This window comes from Mycobacterium sp. IDUB_24, assembly GCF_055419385.1.
Map to the genome: position 1 here is coordinate 1,274,251 of NZ_JBVAXO010000001.1, position 20,684 is coordinate 1,294,934.

The 20,684-nt window shown below is 65.9% G+C and carries 26 protein-coding genes; 13 read left to right on the forward strand and 13 right to left on the reverse strand.

Translation table 11 applies throughout. From position 1 onward, the window contains the following. The first annotated feature begins 135 nt into the window (after positions 1–135). Together ACZYZF_RS06135 and ACZYZF_RS06140 are read left to right on the forward strand one after the other, a co-directional pair. A complete protein-coding gene (locus ACZYZF_RS06135; protein WP_463834876.1) occupies positions 136–906 on the forward strand; it encodes a GntR family transcriptional regulator in 771 nt (256 codons plus the stop codon). Positions 907–949: 43 nt separating this feature from the next. Next, positions 950–1,183 carry a sigma factor-like helix-turn-helix DNA-binding protein gene (locus tag ACZYZF_RS06140; RefSeq protein ID WP_463834878.1) on the forward strand — a complete coding sequence of 78 codons (234 nt, stop codon included), beginning with the start codon at positions 950–952 and terminating at the stop codon, positions 1,181–1,183. A 70-nt stretch (positions 1,184–1,253) separates the two neighbouring features. Here the strand turns inward: ACZYZF_RS06140 and ACZYZF_RS06145 are convergent, their stop codons facing one another. From ACZYZF_RS06145 to ACZYZF_RS06175, 7 genes are all read right to left on the reverse strand, one after another. Next, positions 1,254–2,063: a DUF1906 domain-containing protein gene (locus ACZYZF_RS06145; protein ID WP_463743065.1), complete on the reverse strand. Its 810-nt coding sequence runs from the start codon at positions 2,061–2,063 to the stop codon at positions 1,254–1,256. Positions 2,064–2,159: 96 nt separating this feature from the next. Continuing rightward, positions 2,160–3,593, reverse strand: coding sequence for a glyceraldehyde-3-phosphate dehydrogenase (locus tag ACZYZF_RS06150; RefSeq protein WP_463834879.1), 1,434 nt, complete (start codon positions 3,591–3,593; stop codon positions 2,160–2,162). A gap of 153 nt (positions 3,594–3,746) precedes the next feature. Beyond that, complete coding sequence (locus ACZYZF_RS06155) at positions 3,747–4,028, reverse strand: Ada metal-binding domain-containing protein (RefSeq protein ID WP_463834880.1); 282 nt, start codon at positions 4,026–4,028, stop codon at positions 3,747–3,749. Next, positions 4,025–4,753 carry a 2OG-Fe(II) oxygenase gene (locus ACZYZF_RS06160; RefSeq protein WP_463834881.1) on the reverse strand — a complete coding sequence of 243 codons (729 nt, stop codon included), beginning with the start codon at positions 4,751–4,753 and terminating at the stop codon, positions 4,025–4,027. Before ACZYZF_RS06160 ends, ACZYZF_RS06155 begins: the two co-directional genes overlap by 4 nt. Beyond that, entirely contained in the window at positions 4,750–5,301 is a 552-nt protein-coding gene (locus tag ACZYZF_RS06165; RefSeq protein WP_463835152.1) for a methylated-DNA--[protein]-cysteine S-methyltransferase, read from the reverse strand. Before ACZYZF_RS06165 ends, ACZYZF_RS06160 begins: the two co-directional genes overlap by 4 nt. A 56-nt stretch (positions 5,302–5,357) precedes the next feature. Next, positions 5,358–5,867: an RNA polymerase sigma factor gene (locus ACZYZF_RS06170; RefSeq protein WP_463834882.1), complete on the reverse strand. Its 510-nt coding sequence runs from the start codon at positions 5,865–5,867 to the stop codon at positions 5,358–5,360. A 41-nt stretch (positions 5,868–5,908) separates the two neighbouring features. Beyond that, entirely contained in the window at positions 5,909–6,508 is a 600-nt protein-coding gene (locus ACZYZF_RS06175) for a TetR/AcrR family transcriptional regulator (RefSeq protein ID WP_463834883.1), read from the reverse strand. Positions 6,509–6,601: 93 nt separating this feature from the next. Here ACZYZF_RS06175 and ACZYZF_RS06180 point away from each other — a divergent pair, with 93 nt between their 5' ends. Then, on the forward strand, positions 6,602–8,206 hold the full coding sequence (locus ACZYZF_RS06180) for an FAD-binding protein (protein ID WP_463834884.1): 1,605 nt from the start codon (positions 6,602–6,604) through the stop codon (positions 8,204–8,206). On the opposite strand, the gene ACZYZF_RS06185 is transcribed toward ACZYZF_RS06180, so the two are convergent. Then, positions 8,198–9,082: a L,D-transpeptidase gene (locus ACZYZF_RS06185; protein WP_463834885.1), complete on the reverse strand. Its 885-nt coding sequence runs from the start codon at positions 9,080–9,082 to the stop codon at positions 8,198–8,200. The two genes, ACZYZF_RS06180 and ACZYZF_RS06185, sit on opposite strands and share 9 nt — an antisense overlap. A gap of 137 nt (positions 9,083–9,219) precedes the next feature. On the opposite strand from ACZYZF_RS06185, the gene ACZYZF_RS06190 reads away from it, so the two are divergent. The 4 genes from ACZYZF_RS06190 (at position 9,220) to ACZYZF_RS06205 (ending at position 12,191) form a co-directional block, all read left to right on the forward strand. Further along, on the forward strand, positions 9,220–9,960 hold the full coding sequence (locus tag ACZYZF_RS06190; RefSeq protein ID WP_463834887.1) for a DsbA family protein: 741 nt from the start codon (positions 9,220–9,222) through the stop codon (positions 9,958–9,960). After that, entirely contained in the window at positions 9,957–10,796 is an 840-nt protein-coding gene (locus ACZYZF_RS06195; protein ID WP_463834888.1) for a cytochrome c biogenesis CcdA family protein, read from the forward strand. Before ACZYZF_RS06190 ends, ACZYZF_RS06195 begins: the two co-directional genes overlap by 4 nt. 85 nt (positions 10,797–10,881) lie before the next feature. After that, positions 10,882–11,256, forward strand: coding sequence for a BlaI/MecI/CopY family transcriptional regulator (locus ACZYZF_RS06200; RefSeq protein ID WP_463744117.1), 375 nt, complete (start codon positions 10,882–10,884; stop codon positions 11,254–11,256). Next, a complete protein-coding gene (locus tag ACZYZF_RS06205; RefSeq protein ID WP_463743055.1) occupies positions 11,253–12,191 on the forward strand; it encodes a M56 family metallopeptidase in 939 nt (312 codons plus the stop codon). The genes ACZYZF_RS06200 and ACZYZF_RS06205 overlap by 4 nt, the downstream gene beginning before the upstream one ends. 10 nt (positions 12,192–12,201) lie before the next feature. On the opposite strand, the gene ACZYZF_RS06210 is transcribed toward ACZYZF_RS06205, so the two are convergent. Then, positions 12,202–12,621 carry a DUF5313 domain-containing protein gene (locus ACZYZF_RS06210; protein WP_463743054.1) on the reverse strand — a complete coding sequence of 140 codons (420 nt, stop codon included), beginning with the start codon at positions 12,619–12,621 and terminating at the stop codon, positions 12,202–12,204. A 67-nt stretch (positions 12,622–12,688) separates the two neighbouring features. Between ACZYZF_RS06210 and ACZYZF_RS06215 the strand changes: the two genes are divergently transcribed. Continuing rightward, on the forward strand, positions 12,689–13,066 hold the full coding sequence (locus tag ACZYZF_RS06215) for an ArsR/SmtB family transcription factor (protein WP_463743053.1): 378 nt from the start codon (positions 12,689–12,691) through the stop codon (positions 13,064–13,066). Between the two features lie 33 nt (positions 13,067–13,099). Here ACZYZF_RS06215 and ACZYZF_RS06220 read toward each other — a convergent pair whose 3' ends face one another. The 3 genes from ACZYZF_RS06220 to ACZYZF_RS06230 are packed head-to-tail and all read right to left on the reverse strand — an operon-like array spanning position 13,100 to position 14,361. Then, positions 13,100–13,483 (reverse strand): type II toxin-antitoxin system VapC family toxin, encoded by a 384-nt coding sequence (locus ACZYZF_RS06220; RefSeq protein WP_463834890.1) that lies wholly within the window; start codon positions 13,481–13,483, stop codon positions 13,100–13,102. Then, entirely contained in the window at positions 13,480–13,710 is a 231-nt protein-coding gene (locus ACZYZF_RS06225) for a type II toxin-antitoxin system Phd/YefM family antitoxin (protein ID WP_463834891.1), read from the reverse strand. Before ACZYZF_RS06225 ends, ACZYZF_RS06220 begins: the two co-directional genes overlap by 4 nt. A gap of 45 nt (positions 13,711–13,755) precedes the next feature. Beyond that, the gene (locus ACZYZF_RS06230) at positions 13,756–14,361 is read right to left on the reverse strand and encodes a DsbA family protein (protein ID WP_463834892.1); all 606 of its coding nucleotides are present in this window, start codon (positions 14,359–14,361) and stop codon (positions 13,756–13,758) included. A 227-nt stretch (positions 14,362–14,588) separates the two neighbouring features. On the opposite strand from ACZYZF_RS06230, the gene ACZYZF_RS06235 reads away from it, so the two are divergent. The 5 genes from ACZYZF_RS06235 (at position 14,589) to ACZYZF_RS06255 (ending at position 20,020) form a co-directional block, all read left to right on the forward strand. Continuing rightward, positions 14,589–15,881, forward strand: coding sequence for a lipase family protein (locus tag ACZYZF_RS06235; RefSeq protein ID WP_463743050.1), 1,293 nt, complete (start codon positions 14,589–14,591; stop codon positions 15,879–15,881). A 117-nt stretch (positions 15,882–15,998) separates the two neighbouring features. Then, positions 15,999–16,562 carry a TetR/AcrR family transcriptional regulator gene (locus tag ACZYZF_RS06240; RefSeq protein WP_463835153.1) on the forward strand — a complete coding sequence of 188 codons (564 nt, stop codon included), beginning with the start codon at positions 15,999–16,001 and terminating at the stop codon, positions 16,560–16,562. Positions 16,563–16,610: 48 nt separating this feature from the next. After that, on the forward strand, positions 16,611–17,720 hold the full coding sequence (locus ACZYZF_RS06245) for a DUF1214 domain-containing protein (RefSeq protein ID WP_463834893.1): 1,110 nt from the start codon (positions 16,611–16,613) through the stop codon (positions 17,718–17,720). After that, positions 17,717–18,979: a sulfotransferase family protein gene (locus tag ACZYZF_RS06250; RefSeq protein ID WP_463834894.1), complete on the forward strand. Its 1,263-nt coding sequence runs from the start codon at positions 17,717–17,719 to the stop codon at positions 18,977–18,979. Before ACZYZF_RS06245 ends, ACZYZF_RS06250 begins: the two co-directional genes overlap by 4 nt. 63 nt (positions 18,980–19,042) lie before the next feature. Then, positions 19,043–20,020, forward strand: a complete 978-nt coding sequence (locus tag ACZYZF_RS06255; RefSeq protein WP_463834896.1) for a glycoside hydrolase family 6 protein — start codon at positions 19,043–19,045, stop codon at positions 20,018–20,020. A gap of 6 nt (positions 20,021–20,026) precedes the next feature. Here the strand turns inward: ACZYZF_RS06255 and ACZYZF_RS06260 are convergent, their stop codons facing one another. Further along, positions 20,027–20,656, reverse strand: a complete 630-nt coding sequence (locus tag ACZYZF_RS06260; protein ID WP_463743046.1) for a hypothetical protein — start codon at positions 20,654–20,656, stop codon at positions 20,027–20,029. Positions 20,657–20,684: the final 28 nt, after the last annotated feature.

A 20,684-nucleotide genomic window follows, 5' to 3' on the forward strand; every position in this document is an offset into this window, starting at 1 on the left:
CCAGCTAAACGCTGAGGTCAGCGACCATGCCGGTGGCGATAGTCGCCGGTGTGGTCGCCAGCGGTCCCACGCGTACAGCCCGTACCCAGGGCGCGGGTGTATATGTGAAATCTGTTCTGTATACAAGGAGAGCAGATGGCATACCAAAATGCCGCCGGACGGGTGGCTTCACGGCTGCGAACGGAGATCCTGCAGGGTGACATCAGCCCGGGCACGAGACTCTCTCAGCAGAGCATCGCCGAGCAGTTCGGGGTGAGTCGTATTCCGGTGCGCGATGCGCTCCAGATTCTCGCCGGCGAGGGGCTCGTACAGCCGTCGTCAAACGCGAGTGCGGTGGTGACCGGAATGTCGGTGGCTGAATTGCAGGAAATCTACGAGTTGCGGGAGGCGATCGAGCCGGTCGCCACGCATCTCGCCGTCTCGAATGTCGGTCGCGCCGAACTGCTTACGATGCGCAGGCAGCTCGAAATCATGGAAGAGCACTCGGATACGCCGACGTGGCTGGCTGCCAATACCGAGTTTCACGCAGCGGTCTATCGACGTGCGGGCCGTCCGCGCATGATCGAGCTCGTCGAGCAGTTGAGACGTCTCGGTGATCGCTATATGTATGTCCACCTGGAGGTCGTGGGCCAGACCGAACACCTGGCATCCGAACACCTCGCAATCCTTGCCGCAGTCGAGGAGGGTGATGCCGCCTTGGCCGCCCGGCTCACCCGGGAGCACCTGGCGACATCTCACGACTACATCCTCAACTATCTCCTGGAGACGCAGGCCACGGCCGGTGACGTGGACATGCTGACGGGTCTGCACGCCCGCCGTCATTCGGATACCGGACCCGAGCTCGCGACGCCGCGCGGCGAAACACAAGTGATGAAGGCCGTGGGCCGTCATGACGACCGGCGCTGAGGCTGGACGACCGAGGCGCAACGACGCGTCCCGAGCCGACCGGATGGGAACGGCGTTTGACGACGCAGTGGTTGGCGCGGCGATGAAGCAGATGTCGCCGTCGCATCGTGCGGTGATTCGAGAGGCGTACTTCAGGGGTCGGACGACCGGGCACATTGCTGCCGAGCGGAATGTCAGCGACGCCGTCGTGAAGGACGAGCTGCACACAGCTTTGTCTGCACTGCATCTGACGCTGTTGGCGATGGCTGAGCGGCGCAGCGACCCGCAGCCCGAGTAGCGGTGATCTGCCTACTCATCCAACCGTGATTCGTTGGCCGGCAACGCAACCCATTGGGGTGGGTCACCTCTCACGGATGCAGGTTCCACTGGCCGACATCTTGGGCCAGGGCATCGTTGACGTCGACTTCGAGCCCGCCGACCACGGGGCCGGGATTCGACGCGGTACTGACGATGCGCTGGTAGAGCACTGCGGCGGGGTGGACCTGACCGCCAGACCAGGACCGGGTTTGCCACGCCCACGCGCGGCCGGGCGTGCTCGACCTTCCGACAACGCCGTCAGCAATGGCCCACTGGCACGGTCTGATGCCCCCGTAGATGCCGGTGCGCTGCACCCCGATCACCGAGTTGATTCCGCGAAACCACGGCAGCGCGACGTTGTTCCAGGTGTTGTGGTCGATGTCGTCGTCCACGCTGAAGAAGATCGGTGCACTCTGGCCGCCACCTGCCGCGGTATGGAGCTGCCAGGCGGTGCGGGCATCGGCGACGCCGCCGGCGAGCCCGCGCGTGAAGTCCGACGGTGCTGTCCCGCCCGGCTTGCCGTATTGGTAGTTGCTGACGATGACCAGCCCGGCCGCGGTCAGCGACTTGGCATAGGGAAGGGTGATCGGTTTGGCGCCCATGGACGAGCCCGGACGTGACGTCGAGACGTAATTGATCACCCCGGAGTGGCCGGCCGCTCGGATGTGCTGCGCTGGAATCTGACGCATCGCGAAGTCGATCAGCGTGGGAGCGGCGGCTGCCGCCGTGGGTGCGCCGACACCGGCGGCTACCGCGCCCAGGCCCGCCAGTGCGGATGCGGCGCCGGCGTAGCGCAGCACGTCACGCCGGGTAACCGGGCCTGATCGCCGAAGGCGGTCGTTCCCCGGCAAGTCGTGCATTGCGCGATGTTACCAATGTGACTGTTGTTAACGGTGTAGCCTCGCCGGTGCGTCCGATCTTGCTGGTAGGGACGCACCCGCGCTCCGGGTGTCAGCTCACATCTGCGGATACGTGGGGTACTCGATGCCCGACAGGTACTGAACGGTACGCACGACCTGGGACGAGTAGCCGAATTCGTTGTCGTACCAGACATAGAGGATCACGTTGTCTTCGTCGACGATCGTCGCGTTCGCATCGATGATGCTCGCCGCCCGGGAGCCGATGAAATCGCTCGACACGGCGTCGGTCGCCGCGGTGTAGTCGAGGTTACGGCTCAACGGTCCCGACAGTGACGCCTGGCGCAGGTACTCCAGGGTTTCTTCCTTGGTGGTCGGCCGGTGCAGCTGCATGTTGAGGATCGCCACCGAAACATCCGGCGTGGGAACGCGAATGGAGCTGCCGCTGATCTTGGCCTTCAGGTCCGGCATTGCCTTCGCCACCGCGGAGGCGGCACCGGTTTCGGTGAGCACCAGGTTGAACGGCGCGGAGCGGCCACGACGGTCGGCGTTGTGATAGTTGTCCAGCAGGTTCTGGTCGTTGGTGAACGAGTGCACGGTCTCCACGTGACAGCGGGCGATGCCGTACTCGTCGTCCATCGCCTTGAGCGGCGGAACGATCGCGTTGGTGGTGCACGAGGCGCACGAGAAGATCTGCTGTTCGAGATCGAGGGTGCGGTGGTTGACGCCGTGCACGATGTTCGGCACATCGCCCTTGCCCGGCGCGGTCAGCAGAACCTTCGCGATACCGGGGCGCAGGTGCTTGGAGAGGCCGTCGCGGTCGCGCCATTTGCCGGTGTTGTCGATCAGGATCGCGTTGTCGATGCCGTACTCGGTGTAATCGACGGCCGACGGGTCATCGCTGTGGATGAACTTGATGACGTTGCCGTTGGCGATGAGGCTGTTGTTCTCGGTGTCGATCTTGATCGTGCCGTTGAACTGGCCGTGCACCGAGTCGCGGCGCAGTAGCGACGCCCGCTTGGCCAGGTCGCCCTCCCCGTTACTGCGGATCACCACAGCGCGCAGGTTCAGGCCGTTTCCGGAGCCGGCCTTCTCGATGAGCAGCCGCGCGACGAGCCGGCCGATCCGGCCGAACCCGTAGAGCACCACGTCCCGCGGGCCTTGTGGCGCGCTCTTGTTTTCCCCGGTCACGTCGCTGAGCACCTCTGCGGCGAACTCGGGTACGGACAGCCCGGCATCGCTGGCGCGGTACGCCATGATCAGCAGGCCGAGATCGATCTTCGACGGGCCCAGGTCCAGGTCGGCCAACGCCTGCAGGAAGGGGAAGGTCTCTTCGACCGACAGCTCGTCACCGCCCACCTGTCGAGCGAATCGGTGGGTCCGCAGGATCTTGATGACGGACTTGTTCACCAGCGACCGGCTGTGCAGCAGGACCGTCACGCCCTTCGCCCGGTACAGGGTGCCGATGATCGGGATCATCGCCTCCGCGAGTGCTTCCTGAGCATTCCAATGGGCGAGTTCTGGCGAGTTCAAATCAAGCGTCCTGTGGGTCGTATGGGCTGGCCCCTCGGATGAGTAGCGCTTCGATCGTAGCGATTGGCAGATCTCACAATGCGGCACGGTTCGGCGGTGAGACTTGCAGTGGCCCAGGTCACAGGGGTAAATGGCTGTGAGCAGAGGTCAGCTTCACGGTGCTTCCGCACGCTCCGCCCGTTTCCACGCCCGGTAGTCGTCGGGCAGGCAGACCCCGCACGGGCGGTACCCGGCCGCGACGGCGGTCGCCTCGTCGGCGAAGAAGACCCTGTTGCGGACGTAGCCGCCGACGGCGAGGGTCCGCAGAGCGGACGGGCAGTCGAGGCGGCCGTAGAGCTTGCCGCCGCGGTGCCCGCCCAGGGCTCCGGGTGCTGCGCTGCGGTAGGGACGGCCATCCGCGTCGATCAATGTGTACCACTTGGCTTTTGACATCATGCGGCGTCGTGGAAAACGAGTCCCAGGGTGTATCTGGTGCCACTGCGGACCACCGAAACCCCGTGCCGTACCGGTGCGGCCGACCATCCGCGGGCCGACGGCACGGGTCGGTCCCTGGTGGTGAACACCAGTCCGTGACCCTGAGGAATGACGGTGGCGGTGCCGCGTGATTGGGCGCGCGGACGCTGTTCGTAGAGCAGGAACTCACCGCCGGTGTGGTCGACACCGGGGCTGGTCAGATTGATGACCACCTGCAGCGGAAAGACGAGTTCCCCGTAGAGGTCTCGATGTAGGGCGTTCCAGTCACCGGCCTCGTACCTGAGCAGGATCGCGGTGGACTTGGTCTGCCCGGCCGCATGGCACATGCCCAGCCAGTCGTCGAGGCTGTCAGGCCAGGGCGCGTCCCGGCGAAGTTTGGCCCACCAGTCCCGTGCGATCGGCAGCAGCCGAGGGTAGAGCGCGTGCTTGAGCGCCCCGATGGGGTCGGGATTGGGGTTCGCGAAGTAGCGGTACTCACCTTCCCCGAAGCGGTATCTGCTCATGTCGATCGTGGAGCGGAACAGGTGCTCGTCGGGGTTGAGCGCGGCGATCCGGTCGGCCTCGGCCGCGGTGAGCAGCGGACCGGTGAGGGCACAGCCGACCGCGTCGAGGTCCGAACGGATCGCGGCCCAGTCGGCTGCGGCGACCCGGCCCGGCCACGGACCATCCGATCCGGCGGTGCTCATGCCGCGGCCTCCAGGTCCAGCAGGAACCGTTTGGCCTCGACGCCGCCGAGGTAGCCGCCCATGGCGCCGTCACTGCGCACCACGCGGTGGCAGGGGACCACGACCGGCATCGGGTTGGTGGCGCAGGCAGTCCCCACGGCGCGTACGGCCTTGGGGTTGCCGGCGAGTTGGGCGACGGCGGCGTAGCTGGCGGTGTGGCCGTAGTCGATGTCGGGGAGGTGATGCAGCACGGTGCTGCGGAATCCCGCGGACAGCCGCCAGTCCAGCGCGATGTCGAAGGTGCGGCGATTGCCGGCGAAGTACTCGTCGAGTTCCCGGACCACGGTGTCCAGGCGTGTTGGCGTGCGCAGGATGCGTGGGCTGATCTTGTCGGCGAGCTGTTGCAGGACCACATCGTGGTCTTCGCGGGCATAGGCCACGCGCACCAGGCCCTGCTCGGTGGCGGCCACCAGCAGCGGGCCCACCGGGCTGTCGACGGTTCGGTAGGCGACGTCGAGAATGCCGTCGTGATCGGCGGCGATGGCCAGCCGGGTCCGCAGGGTCGCCATCTGGTCGGTGCCGTCGGCCATCTGCGCCAGCTCGTGGATGAGGTCGTGGTCGGTGTTCATCGGGTTTCTCCTCTCCGGGAGGTACTGATGGCGGCGGGCTCGCCGCGATAGGTACGTCGCAGGGTCGCGATGCCGTCGGCGGCAGCGCGCCTGGCGGCATCGGTGCTACCGCCGAGGATCGCGGCGACATCGGCATAGGGCAGGCCGGCCAGGTAGTGGTAGGCCACTGCTTGCTTCTGCTTGGCGGGCAGGCGTTCGAGCGCGTCGGCCAGGTCGTCGTCACGGTCGTGCGGCGGTGCGGTGGGTGTCTCGGGCACGGAATCGGTGGGGATCGCGTGCCGCGACCGGGCCCGGGTGATGTCGATCGCCTTGCGGTGGGCGACCGTCACCAGCCAGGCTTCGATGTTCGCGTCAGCCGGAAGGTCCGGATAGGCCTTCATCGCGGCCAGAAAGGTTTCCGACCACGCGTCGTCGGCGTCGACTGGTCCGACGATGGCCCTACACACCCGCAGTACCGTGGGGCCGTGGCCCTCGACCACTGCCTCGAAGGGCTGTTTGGCTTTCACGACAGGTAGACGCTCCGACGGCCGTTTTCGTGAGGTCCCGTTCAAACCGGCGGCGCGAGTCCGTTGAGGATGAAGTCCATGACCTCGTCGGCGACGTCATGTTGGGTCTTCGCCGAGTGGATGACGTTGTGCAGCATGGCCGTCATCATGATGGCCCCGAAGATGCTGATCGCGGTGCCTTCGGGGTCGGCGAGGTCTCTCAGTGAGCCATCGGCGGCGCCGGCGCGCAGGACTCGGGTGATGGGCTGATAGAACGCGTCTTGGACGGACGACGTCAGTTCGGGTAGTCGGATGGCGCGCCCGAGGTCGCCGACCAGGGCCCGGCTGGTGCCGGGGCTCTTCATGGTGTGGGCGACCTGGACCCCGACCACGGCGGCGAGCCGGTCCCGACCCGATCCGGGGGCGTCTGCAGCCGCGGCGACATCGCGGGCGAGCGCATCCAAAGAGTCCCGCAAGAGGAAGGCCAGGATGTCGTCTTTGCCCTTGAAGTAGTAGTACAGCGTTGCTTTCGGGACGCCCGAAGCCGTCGCGATGTCCTCGATCTTGGTGTTCTGCAGCCCGCGGGCGGCGATGAGGTCGGTCGCGGTGTACAGCTTTTCGGCAACCGCGGGGGGCACGGTCCGTCCGTTCTGTGCAGCCACGAGCGCAGTCTACGAGGACCGGTTGCGCCGAGTTTGTACTTTGAGTACAAACTAGAAGTCTAGTTCGGCGGTCGACGATTTTCGGGGAGAGCTATGCCAGAGGCGCACACAGCCGATGTCGTCGTGGTCGGATACGGAGCCGCGGGCGTCTGCGCAGCTCTGGAGGCGCGCGCCAGGGGCGCCGATGTCCTGGCCATCGACCGATTCAACGGCGGCGGCGCGACGCAGGTGTCGGGCGGAATCATCTACGCGGGTGGTGGCACCTGGGTGCAGCGGCAGGCCGGAGTCGTCGACGACGCCGACGCGATGTACGCCTACCTGCAGGCCGAGATCGGCGAAGCGGTGCATCCCGAGACGCTGCGACGCTTCGTCGACACCAGCCCCGCGATGATCGACTGGCTCACCGAACACGGCGTGCCGTTCGAGGCCTCGGTGTGCCCGTACAAGACGTCCTACCCGAACAACAAGTACTACCTCTACTACTCGGGCAGCGAGAACTCCGGGCGCTTCCGCGCGATCACTCCGCCGGCGCAGCGCGGTCACCGGGCGAAAGGGCCCGGCGCGTCGGGCAAGAAGATCTATGAGCCCCTCGCCGAATCCGCGGCGCGCCTCGGCGTGCGCACACAGTTCCACACCCGCGCCGTCGCGCTGTTGACCGACCCCGGTGGCCGGGTGGTCGGCGTGCGGACGAGCACGCTCGCTGATGCGCCGGCGTGGGTTCGGCGCCGCTATCGCGCGTACGCCGAGCTGGCGGTCAAGCCGGGCATCTACTACCCGCCGCTGCGCGCCGCGATGGAAAAGCGGTTGAACCGCTTGGAGAGTCGGTATGCCCGCACCGTCGATATCCATGCGCGCAAGGCGGTCATTCTCAGTGCGGGCGGATACATCGCCAACCGGGAGCTGATCGCCGAGCATGCACCCGCATACCGCGACGGGCTTCAGTTGGGCACCACCGGAGATGACGGCAGCGGTATCGCCCTCGCGGCCGACGTCGGTGCTGCGGTCGAACGCCTCGACAACGTATCGGCGTGGCGCTTCATCACCCCGCCCAGCGCATTCCTGGGCGCATTGGTCGTCGATGAACACGGACAACGATTCATCGACGAGACCCGCTACGGCGCCGCGGTCGGCCACGCCATGGTCCAGGACCACGGCGGCCGCGGCTGGATCCTGGCCGACCACCGGCTGCTCAAGCAGGCCCGGGCTCAGCTTCCCGAGCAGGCCATCTGGTTCCAACGCCTGCAGATGGAAGCCATGTTGCGCACGGACCGGGTGGTGGCGGACACGCTGGAAGAGGTGGCCGCCAAGGCCGGTGTCGATCCGGCGGGGTTGCTGGCCACCGTCGCGTCCCACAACGCCGCAGCCTCGGCCGGACTGCCGGATCCGATGGGGAAGCCCGACGAGTTCGTCAAACCTGTTGAGCAGGGACCGTTCTCACTGATCTCGATTTCGATCAGACGCAGCCTGCTCAACCCGTGCCCGATGTTCACGCTCGGCGGCCTGATCGTCGATGGACTCACCGGTGCGGTGACAACGCCTGCCGGTCAATCGATTCCAGGTCTCTATGCGGCGGGACGCACCGCCATCGGGCTGTGTGTCAATTCCTACGTCAGTGGCTTGTCGATCGCCGACTGTGTGTTCTCGGGTCGTCGTGCCGCGGAGCACGCCGTCGCGCTGGAACCCACGCCGTCACCGTAGCGCGCTGCCGCCGAGCCACTTGTCCCACGGCACACCCCAATCACCGTTCTGCCAGATGGGTAGTGGCTCACCGCCGGTGTTGCGGACCTCGAACACATCGCCGGGCTGGGAGAATTCGTAGAACCACCGCCCGTTGTCGGCGTTGACATTCAGGCATCCGTGCGACGTGTTGGTCTTGCCTTGCGCCCAGATCGTGCTGTCGAGTTGATGGACGTAGATCCCGCTGTTGGTGAGCCGTACCGCATTGTTGACGGTCACCTTGTAGCCCAGCCGTGAATCGACGGGAAGCCCGTAGGTGGAGGAATCCATGACCACGGTGTTGGCCTTGTCCATCACCGTATAGACGCCGGGCTGGGTCCAGAACGAAATATTCTTTCCGGCAACGGTTTCCGATCCACCCATACCCATGGACGTCGGGATCGTGCGGACCAGCTCGTCATTGCGGTAAACGCGGATCTGCTTGGTGGTGTCGTCGGCGACGGATACGTGCGACTCTCCGATGACGAAGGAAACCCGGCCGGCTCCCTGGTCGTCCGCAGCCACGACGACCTCGGTGCCGGGGCGGTAGTAGCTCTGTGGCCGCCAGTGTGCGTGCCGGTTGTCCATCCAGTACCAGGAACCGTCAACGGACGGAGCGGTTTTGACCGCCAGGCGCCGTTCCGCGGCCGCACGGTCGGCGACCGGTCCGGCGAAGTTGGCCACGATGACCGTGCCGACGCCGTAGGTCCCCCCGTCGACCAGTCCTGCGCCCGACGTCGCGGTGAAGCTGACCTGCGTCTGCTCGCCGGCGGTGAGTTTGGTGAACATCGACGTCGGCTGGGCCAGCCAGACGGCCGCGCTGATGGCGAGGAAGAAGACCATCGACAGGATTGGCATCGGCCGCCTCCGCGGTGAACCTACCGACATCCCGGCGCCTCCAATCTCGTCGGCCGCTTCCCGGCGGCACGGTGTGCTAGAACAGAATACGTAGCTACGGCGTAGCTACGTAGGGAAGGCTAGCATGGAGGTGCGCAGTGAGTGGACGGCGAGAAAGCGTCAAGAAAGACCTCATCTTCATCGGAGGCCTGGTTGTCATCGGCGCCATTCTGATCGCCTACCTGCTGATACGTCCCGACACGGACGCCGTCTCCGCGGCGCCTGCCGCGGGGCCGTCGGTGACGTCGCAGGCAACCGACGCAGCGGCCGGTGGCACTGCTGGGAGTCACACTCCGGTGGAGCGTCGCCAGGCGGGTGATCCGCTGGCCTTGGGGGATCCCGACGCGCCCGTGGCGTTGGTGGTGTTCTCCGACTATCGATGCCCGTTCTGCGCCAAATTCAGTCGCGACACCGAGCCGGAACTCATCGAGCGCTACGTCGATGGTGGCCAACTCCGCATCGAGTGGCGCGACTACCCGATCTTCGGCCCGCAGTCGATGTCGGCTGCACGCGCCGGGCGGGCGGCGGCCGAGCAAGGCAAGTTCTGGGAATTCAACCGCGCCGTCTATGCGGCCGCACCCGAGCGGTCCAAGGCGGACTTGACGGACGATGATCTGATCGCCTTCGCCAGACAGGCCGGTGTCCCCGATATCGACAGATTCACCGAAGGGATGCGCGGAAACAGCTTCGACGCGGCCATCAATGCCGATCTGGCACAGGGCAACGGCATCGGCGTCCCCAGTACTCCGGCCTTCCTGATCAACGACGTGCCCATGCTCGGCGCGCAGCCCACGGAAGACTTCGTGCGTGCCATCGACGGAGCGTTGGCCGAACCGTGAGTGGCATCGGTCTGCTCGGCGCCTTTCTCGGTGGGTTGGCCTCGTTGCTCAGCCCCTGCTCGGCCCTGCTCCTGCCGTCGTTCTTCGCCTACGCCTTCGACCGGTCAGGCCTGCTGATCCGGCGCACTCTCGCCTTCTGGGTGGGTCTCTGTGCGGTGCTGGTGCCGTTGGGCGCCGGCATCGGGGCGCTGGGCAGCGTCGTCACCCGCTATCGCGGCGAAGTCACCATGGTCGGCGGCGTGGTACTGATCGGATTCGGTCTGATGACGTTGTCGGGCAAGGGGTTCGGCTTGACGGGCGTGCAACGGATGACGGCCCGGATCAACATCTCCGGCACCGTCTCGGTGCTGGCGTTGGGGGCTGTGTACGGACTGGCCGGCTTTTGCGCGGGCCCGCTGCTGGGCGCGGTCCTGACCATGTCGGCGATGGGGGCGGACCCGGCCTACGGGGCACTGTTGATGGCGGTCTACGCCCTCGGGATGGCGGCGCCGTTGTTCCTGCTCGCCTGGTTGTGGGAGCGCTTCAACCTCTCCGAGCGGACCTGGCTGCGTGGGCGGCCGGTGCGTCTGGGTCCGCTGGAGACCCACACCACCTCGCTGCTCACCGGGGTGATCTTCATCGTTCTCGGCGGGGTGTTCCTGTTCACCGACGGCACCGCGAATCTCGGCGGCCTGCTTTCCGTCGACGCACAGTTCGACCTGCAGGTCTGGCTGGGCCGGCTGTCGTCGGGGGTCAGCGATCTCAGGTTGATCCTAGGCGCCGTGGTGGTACTCATCCTGTGGAGGTCGGTCCGGCTGTGGCGTCGGCGTGCCGCGAGCGGGAGCACGGCACGATGAGCAGAGAAGCTACTATCGCGCTACATAGGTTTGACGCGCGAGACCACGAAATGGTGACGGCGCACCCACGCGGGCGGTAATGGATATGGGAATAAACGGTTTTGGCGATCTCGAAGCTGTGGTGATGGAAGTGCTCTGGTCACGTGCCGAGCCCTCGACGGTGCGCAACGTGCATCACGAGCTCGTCGCCAAGCGCCAGATCGCCTACACCACGGTCATGTCGACCATGGACAACCTGTTCCGAAAAGGCTGGCTGGAGCGGGAGAAGATCGGTCTGGCGTACAGCTATCGGCCGGTGATGACCCGTGAGGAGCACTCCGCGCAGCTGATGCGCACGGTGTTCGAATCCGGGGGCGACAGCGAGCTGATTCTCAACTTCTTCCTCGAGCAGATCGTCGACGACGACTCGACGAAGCTCCGGCAGGCGCTCAAGAAGTTCACCGAGGAGCAGCCACGATGAACGCGGTCACGTTTCTCCTCGGCTACGCGATGGCTTTGAGCTGGCTGGCGCCGGTGCTGTTCGCCGGCCCGATCTCGGCCCGCATTCATCCCAGGCTCTCGGTTGCGGGCTGGCTGGTGGTCGTCGCAACCGCATCATTCGCCTGGGTGGCGGCGTTGGTGATCCTGATCGCGGGTGCCGCCCACAGCCTGATCACTCGTAGCGCACCGACGTTCTGCGTCGAAACACTGGGGATCGCCAGCGCGGTGACGTTACCGCCCACTGTGGCTACGGTATTGGTCGTCGCCCTGCTTGCGGTCACTGCCGCGGTGGCGACCAATACCACGCGCCGTGTGATCGTCACGATGTACAGAACGCGGCGTGCCAACCGCCGACACGTCGAAGCGGTTCGGATCATCGGCAGGCCCACCGGCCACGACGGCGTCGTGGCCATCACGGCTGACCAACCGACGGCCTACTGCGTATCCGGCGGTCCGCAGAGTGCCATCGTCGTCACGACGGCGGCTTTGCAGCTGCTGAAGCCACCGGCGCTCGCAGCCGTTCTGGCCCATGAGCGGGCACACCTGCGGGGCCGGCATCACCACGTCATCGCGACGCTCAACACCCTCGCCGCGGCGCTGCCGCGGCTGCCCCTGATGCGGGCGGCGGCCCGGTCCGTGCCGGCGTTACTGGAGATGTGCGCCGACGACGCGGCCGCGCGCAGACACGGCCGTGAGCCGCTGCTGGCCAGCCTCGTCGCGTTGAGTACCCGGCACCGCGTCCCCGATGGCGTGCTGGCGGCGGCAGGGACTGCGGTGGCCGACCGCGTCACCCGGCTGCTGCAACCTCAGCGAGCGATCTGGTGGCGCCCACAGTCCCTGGCGATGGTGTTTCTCGTCCTCGCGACAGCCGCCACACCGGCCTTCGCGTTCACGTTGTGCACGCTCCAGCCGTAACCGTGGTCGGTCAGATGTGGCCGCTGCTGCTCGGGCCGGATCGGGGTCCGTAGCGTTCGGCGTAGGCCTGGTGGATGTGCGCGTTCTTCTTACGCGACAGCTCGTCGATGAGGGCCGGGTTCAGGCCGTGCTTGACCAGCATGTGACGCCGCCACACCTTGTTCAGGGCATGGGAGAAATACACGAACGGAATGAAGATCGGCACCGTCATGCTGGCGTGCAGGTAGAGCGACATCGGGATGAACCAGATCGGCGCCAGCACCAGGACCGCCGGGATCGCGACGCGCACCATCATCCGGACCGTGGCCCCTGGACCCGCCAGATCGTTGGCCACCCAGTCGCGCATCGAATCGGGCAACCGCTTGCCGTAGCAATACCCGATGTACTGCAGCGGGCCCGGTTTTGTGCGGGGGGCTTGGCCGGTGGGCATTGCAGAAGGGTAACGCCCGCTATTATGGATTGCGAATTTCGTCAATCCATCAATCATTGGGGCAGCGGTGACGGACAGCGTCCTAGAGGGTCCCGAGCGGCCGTTGTACGAGATCAAGGCGAACCTCTTCAAGGCGCTCGCGCATCCGGCGCGGATCCGCGTGCTGGAGATCCTGTCGATGCGCGAAGGTCCGACTCCGGTCAGCGAGATCCTGGCCGCGAGCGATATCGAGCCGACTCTGCTGTCCCAGCACCTCGCAGTCCTCAAACGCCACCACGTGGTCAGCGGGCATCGGGTCGGCAACGCCGTGTATTACACGCTGGCTCATCCGAAGATCGCTGAACTGCTACTCATCGCTCGGACGTTCCTCGCTGACACCCTCGCTGCCCAGCGCGATCAGATCGACGCCATCGGCTCGCTGCCGCCGATCGGGACGTCGCGATAGGGCGAAAGTCGGCGCGGAAGACGACCCGAACTCTCACTTCCTGGCGTCGACCGCGTCGGGTACGGCCGCGAGTAGTTTCGCGTCGGCGGTGAGCAGCGTGAGCCCTTCCACGGTTGCCTGGGCGAGCAGGATCGCGTCGAAGGGATCCTTGTGCGGCAGCGCGGTGATGTCCGAGGCGAGAGTGTGGCGCCGCGTGATGGGAAGGTCCTGCAGGCCGGATCGGACGATTGCATCGTCGAGTACGTCTGGCAGGGTGAGCTTGCCGATCGCCGCCTTGATGCTCAGCTCCCAGGTGCTGGCCGCGGAGACGAACACCGCAGGGCTTTGCGCGATGCGATCGCGCGCCGCGGCCCCCAGTCGCGGGTTGTCTTCGAGTAGCCAGAGCAGGACGTGGGTGTCCAGCAACACGCCCCTCATTCGATGCCGAACAAGGTGTTGAGGTCGGTGTCGACGTCATCGAAGTGCTCTGTGTCGTAACCGAATTGGCCGGCCAATCCACCGAATGCGATGTCGATGCGCGTATGTGGGACCAGGTCTGCCACCGGTTTGCCGGCCCTCGCGATCGTGATCCTCTCGCCGTTCTCGACGCGCGTGAGCAGTTGCGACAGGTGTGTCTTCGCATCGTGGATGTTGACCGTCGACATGAAGTCCAGCCTACTGGACTTAGTCTAGTTGGACTAGGTGCGAACTCAGCGGGGAAGCCGATCCAGCCAATCGGAGTTTCCGTCGACCGATTCGCCGTCGATGACCACCATCGGCACTCCGGAGTCGGGGAGCTGCCGCAGCAGCGGCAGGTTGTTGGCGGCGATGGCATGTCCGTCGAACGGGACGGGAAGTCCGAGCTTGATCATGTCCTGGGCCGACGGCGGTGCGCCGGCGCGGTCGGCCAGGCCGGCGAGTTGGTCGTTGCTGAGGTCCGTCGGGCCCTTTTCCTTCGGCTGCTGATCGGCGGCGTAGATCTGCTCGATGAACTGCCACGTGATGGCGCTCGATTGCGAATGGTCGGCGACGATGAATGCCGCATAGATCGCGCGACTGTCGTAAGTGCCACTGGCCGAGTACTTTTCGAGAAAATTCACGAATCGCAGAGTGATGTGGAGCTTGCCGTCCTCGATGCGTCGGCCGATCTCGGCGCCTTGGTCTTGCACCATCTTCCCGCTGTAGGGGCACAGCGGATCCAGATAGAGGTCGATCTGACCGGGCGCCGCGGGGTCGCCGATGGAGAGAGCATCCCCGGCCGACGATGCCGGAGCTGCCTGCGCGCGGCCGGCGCCGGGCCCCCACATCAGTGCCATCGTGAGTAGGCCGACCAGCAGTGCGAAGTGAATCGTTCTGTGTGCCGACCGATTCGCAGCACCGGCTCCATTCGGGTTCACGTTCATGAGTTCCATCTTGTCTGACGGAGACGCGAGCGCCTCCGGACAGGGGTGGGCACCGGCCTCACGCTGCAGGTTAATCTTTTTCCTCTAGTTACTTAGAGGAAAAGTGGCAGAACGAGACAGTTTCTTGTTACTGTCCGGTAATGCGCAATGCCGGGGGGATTGTGGTCGTCCTCATGCTGATCATCGGGTCGCTCATCGCATCCACGACGTTGGCCTTCGCCGACACCGGCGACGAGCCGCAGTATGCAGATTTCTATCTCCCGCCGAACCCGCTGCCGGCCGGTGTACCCGGCGATGTGATCCGCACCGAACCGAGCCGGCTGGTACTCGAGCCGTCGGGTCAGCTGGGCGCCATCATGGCGACCGGAACGCGGATCATGTACCGCAGCACCGATTCTCGTGGGAACCCGATTGCCGTCACCGGCACCTATTTCGAGCCGTACAACGACTGGCCCGGAAAGGGGCCGCGTCCGCTGATCGTCTATGCGCCGGGTACCCAAGGGCAGGGCAACCAGTGCGCGCCGTCGCGGCAGTTCAACCAGGGCATCCACTACTCGGGTGGCTGGGACATCATGGTCAACTACGAGGAAGCGTTCATCGCGACCTTGGTGGCCCGTGGCTTTGCCATCGTGATGACCGATTATCAAGGCCTCGGCACAGACTCGATGCACACCTACGTCAACCGCCTGGCGGAAGGTCAGGCCGTCCTCGACGCCGGCCGGGCAGCCATGAAACTGCCCGACACCTCGCTGGATCCCCATGGCCCCGTGGCATTCTGGGGCTATTCGCAGGGCGGTGGCGCAACCGCTTCGGCGGCGGAACTGGCATCCGGCTATGCACCCGAACTGAACATCGTCGGCACCTATGCCGGTGCGCCGCCGGCCGACCTCAAGGAACTGCTGCCCTACGCCGACGGAAGCGCACTCGTGGGCGTTGTCGGGTATGCACTCAACGGCGTCATCGCCGCCTACCCCGAAGCCGCCGATGCCATCCGGTCGAAGCTCACCCAGCGCGGCAAGGACATGCTCGAGTCGGTGTCCCGCCAGTGCGTGGGGCAGACGATCGTCGACTTCGCGTTCCGGCATCTGCAGCCCTACTTCAACGAGGACATCAACAAGCTCGTCCACGAAGAACCGTTCAGCAGCCTGTTCGATCTGCAGAAGCTCGGCCGGTACAAGCCGAATGCGCCAGCGCTGATCAACAGCAACCGTTATGACCCGCTGGTGCCGTGGACGGCAGCCAACCAGCTGGGCCGGGACTGGTGCGCGCAGGGTGCCGACGTCGAATTCCGCACCAATGAGGAACCGCCGTTCCTGAACAAGCTGGTGATCAACCATGCGCTTCCCATGCTCGTGGACGGGGAACCGGCCATGCAGTGGATCGCCGCGCGTTTCAACGGTGAACCGACCACACCCAACTGCGGGCAGTTCTGACCGTCGGGCGATATCGGCAGCCTTCGAACACTCGCTCGATAGACTGCGGGTATCGCTGAACGCAGGAAGTACAACGCCGCCCAGCGTCGCCGCGAATTGGCCGACGCTGCCATCGAACTGCTCGGCCAGGACGGTTCGCGTGGCGTCAGTCACCCCAAGGTCGACAGGAAGGCCGAGGTTCCCGACGGCACGACGTCGTTCTATTTCCGGACCCGAAATGCTCTGATGTACGCGATTGCCGGGCGCCTCAACGAACTCGACCTCGCCGACCTATCCCTGCTCACCGAGCTGACGGATGCCGACCCGACAGAGTTCGCCGGCACGCTCGGATTTGCCACCCTCGTCATGTATTCGGCCACCGAGCCCTGGCTCACCCGCGCCAAAGCCCGCTACGAGTTGGCGCTACAGGCCGGCCGCGACGAGGAACTGGCCGCAACGCTCAGCGAGTCCGTCGAGGGATTCTACGGACTCGCACGCGCCGTCGTGACGGAATGGCATGCCGCGGACGAGAATCCGATGGCGCCCAACGTCGTCGACGAGCAGGCCAAGACCCTCTTCTCGTTCGTCAACGGAGTGATGATGACCTTCGTCATCGGACAACCGCTGGTGGACACCGCCGATCAGCTCGACCGTTTGATTCGCGGAGTCCTGGCGGGCTGGCCGGTCGATGGGGTTACCTGATGTCGGGGTCTGTGAGCACAGTGAGCACGATTGGGAAGGGGATGCATCGTGACCGCGCCCAATGAAGGCGAGGCAGACCGGACGCGCCCCGAAGTTGCTGCGTGGACTGCATTCGTCGACGGATTACGTACGGCCGGTGAGCAACTGGCGGCCGATACCGCCGGCCTGCCGGAATCCGAACGCGCCGACGGGTTCCGCGCGTTGCTGCGGGCAGTGTCAAATCAACTGGGGCGTGTGGAAGTCGATCGGGACAAACCCGAGTTCGTCGCATTCAACGGTTGGCGTCAGAAATTCCTGATGGACAACCCCGACTTCCAGTATTGGGTCGCCGACGTCCGCCCCGGCAGCCGCTACCGGATCCGTGGCAATCGTGGCGACGCCGCGTATGTGTCGATCACCGCTTATTCCGGTCCCGGCGGGGCTGTTGCTCACGCGAACTCCCGGATCGACAGTGATGCAATCACGTTCGACGCCAACGGCGATTACCAGGTGGCGGTCGGCGGTGACCGGCAGGCGAACGATTGGCTGGACCTGCCCGATCGCGCGATCGTGATCTGGGTACGTCACTTTCACGATGACGCGCAGAGAGATCGCATCGGGTGGTGTGCCATCGAGGCGGTCGAATCGCCACCGGTCCCGGCGCCGATCGATCCGCAGCGCTTCGGCAAGCACCTGCTGAAATCGTCTGCGACCATCGCGGTGTTGCCGCGGATCTGGAACGGCGCGGTGGCCGCCGATCGCGAGTCACCGAACCAGTTACGCCACTGGACGGAGATGGCCGGGGGAGCGGTGTTCACCGAACCGGCCATCCACTATCTGCGCGGCGGCTGGCAGCTGGATCCCGACGAAGCGCTCCTCATTGAAGGCGATCTGGTGTCGTGCCGGTACTGGAACATCTTGGCGTACAGCAGATTTCTCAACTCACTGGACTACCGGCACCGGCGGGTCTCCTACACCGGTGCCACCGCGAACCTCGACGGCGGACGCTACCGATTCGTCGTCTCGGCCACCGATCCGGGTCCGGCCGCCGGAGACTGGATCGACAGCGAGGGCCGCGCCTTCGGCATCATCGTCATGCGGTTCCTGCAGCCTGAACAGCAGCCCGCACTGCCCACGACACGAGTCGTGCGCGTGGCCGACCTGACGGAGCGCGCATGACCGGTTGGACCGCGCCGATCCGCACACCGGATGCACTGAAGGTCTACGCGGCGGCTGAGCAGGATCAGGCTGCCCGCCCGGACCGCTATCAGCTCGGGGTGGGTGCGGTCGACACGGTGATCGACCGGGCGACCCGCGGTGCCGGTGCCGGGGTTCTGGGCGACCCCGACGAGTGGCGTCCGGGTTTGGAGAAGTATCTGGCATCGGCCGAGGTGGACGGTCGGCTCAACGCACTCGGCGCATTGACCGCCCAGCGGACGGCGTCCGGGCGGCTGTCGGCCAGGATCGCGATGACGCGGTATCTGGGGGAGCACCCCGCGACCGAGAACCGTCCGCTGTTGCCTCCGGTCATCATCACGGGCGGCTGGCGTACCGGCACCACATTCCTGTTTCGGCTGCTCGACCGCGATCCCCGATTGCGCGCCCCGTTGCCCGCCGAACTGGGCGCGCCGTGGCGGCTACCCGGCGACCTCGACAGCGAGGAACGTGACCGCCGCCTCGAAGCCGCCGCCGCGGGTCAGTACATGCTGCACGTCCTCAACCCGACGATGGCGGCCGTGCATGACTCCGGCCCGAACTTGCCGGAGGAATGTGTGCTCGGGATGGGCACCAGCCTGCGCAATTGGGGCTTTGCCGCCACCACCCGCCTCGACAGCTACGTGTCCTGGCTCGCCGGTGAAAGCTTCGCGGGCGAGTATGCGCAGCATCGGCGGATGCTGCAGATCCTCGACGCCGAAGATGGCCGACGCTGGGTGCTGAAAGCGCCGGCACATACCGCCGAGCTCAGCCACGTCATCGCGACGTACCCGGGCGCCTGCATCGTGCAGCTTCACCGCGACATCGTGGAGACCGTGGCGTCGGGCGCCAGCCTGTTCGCGACCTACCGGTCCACCTACAGCGACCACGTCGACGGGGTGGACGTGGGCCGGTTCCAATCCGAGCAGACCGAGCTGTGGCTGCGACGCGCCATCGACGCGAGGGCCACGGCGTCCACCGTCACCTGGCTCGACGTCCAGTACGCGGACCTGGTGGCCAACCCGGAGGAGACGGTGCGTCGCATCTACGCCGCGATGCAGGTGGAACCGCCGGACATCGCCGGAATGCTCGCCGAACATCATCGCGCCCAGCCGCGTCACGGCAAGGGCACACACCGCTATCTGCCGGAGGATTTCGGCATCAACGCCGCCGAGTTGCGCGAGCGGATGCACTTCTACACCCAGCTGTTCGACCCGTCCGGCACGCATCGGATCGAGGCTTGACGGGCCATCCCGACGGGGAGCGACTGGCGCTTATCGCGTCGCGCCATTACTTTCCCTGAGGTGATGTCCTCAGCCGTTGGCGCAGTCGCGCGGTCTATCGCTCCCTTTCTGACAGTCGCCTCGGTGGTCGCCGCGGGCCTTGCCACTGCTCCGGCGCCGACGGTGCGCCTGGCCAGCGACGGCAACCCGCTCGAGGGGCATTCGTTCTACGTCAATCCCTCGTCGAAGGCCATGCGCGCCGCACAGGGCAACCCGAGCCCCGAACTGCAGGCGATCGCCAACACCCCCACGGCGTACTGGATGGACAACGTCTCCACCCCCGCGGTGGACGCGAAGTACATCGCCGCGGCCCAGGCGGCCGGCACCATGCCGATCCTGGCGCTCTACGGCATCCCGCACCGCGACTGCGGGAGCTACGCCGCGGGTGGGTTCGGGTCGGCCGGTGCCTACAAGGGCTGGATCGACGGCATCGCGGCCGCCATCGGGGGTGGGCCGGCCGCGGTCATCCTCGAACCCGACGCACTCGCCATGGCCGACTGCCTGTCGGGTGATCAGCGCGAGGAACGCTACAACTTGATGAGCTACGCCGTCGACACGCTGACCCGCAATCCGGGCACCGCGGTCTACGTCGATGCGGGGCACTCGCGGTGGACGGCTGCTGACGAGATGGCCAACCGGCTCAACCGGGTCGGCGTGGCCAAGGCGCGGGGTTTCAGCCTCAACACCGCCAACTTCTTCACGACCGAAGAGGAAATCGGTTACGGCGACGCCATTTCGGGGCAAACCGGCGGCAAGCCTTACGTGATCGACACGTCACGCAACGGCGCCGGGCCGGCCGAAGGCGAGATGTACTGGTGCAATCCGAGTGGCCGGGCCCTCGGCGTGGCGCCGACCACGGCGACCGGAAACGGAAACGTCGACGCCTTCCTGTGGGTCAAGCGTCCCGGTGAGTCCGACGGTTCGTGCGGTACGGGCGAGGCATCCGCGGGCACCTTCGTCAATCAGTACGCCATCGACCTCGTCCGTAAGGCCCACGGGTAGACCGGCTTACTGGGGCGGGGGCGCCTCCGCCTCGCACTCAGCGAGCATCGGTGTGGTGAAGTCGACCGATCCGACACCGCCGAGGGTCATGCCGTTGTCGCGCAGCGTCATCGTCGTCGTGTAGCGACAGGTCTGATTGACCGTCAGCCCGGTGAGGAACTCGACGTCGTAGGTGTAGAGGAACGAACGGACGAGCTGGTTCGCGTCCCATGGCACATCGAGGGCGAAGCCCAGGGACGACCCGGACCGGGCGTTGAGCAACCGTGGGCCGACCTCACCGATGCCCGGCGTCAGGTAGAACGGGGCACCGTCGAGCTTGGTGCCGGACACGCTGACACTTCTGATGCGATAGCCGGTGGTGCCGGACGGGATCAGCGGACCGCGTCGGATGTTCGTGCTGAACAGGATTGAGTAGTTCGTGCCGCCGGCGATCGCTGTCGTGCTGAAACTCGTCGAGGTGAATTCCTGGGGGAGCTGGGCCGCGCAATTGCCGACTTTGCCCGATGGATCACCGCATTCCTGAGGTGCCGCCAGGGCAACCGGTGCGACGACCGCGGCTCCGATGATGGGTACCGTGACGGCCGCCCCGCGGATGAACGTGCGTCGGGAGAACGCACTTCCTGAACGATTGGTCATTGGTCTTCCTCCTTGTTCGCTCGTGCTG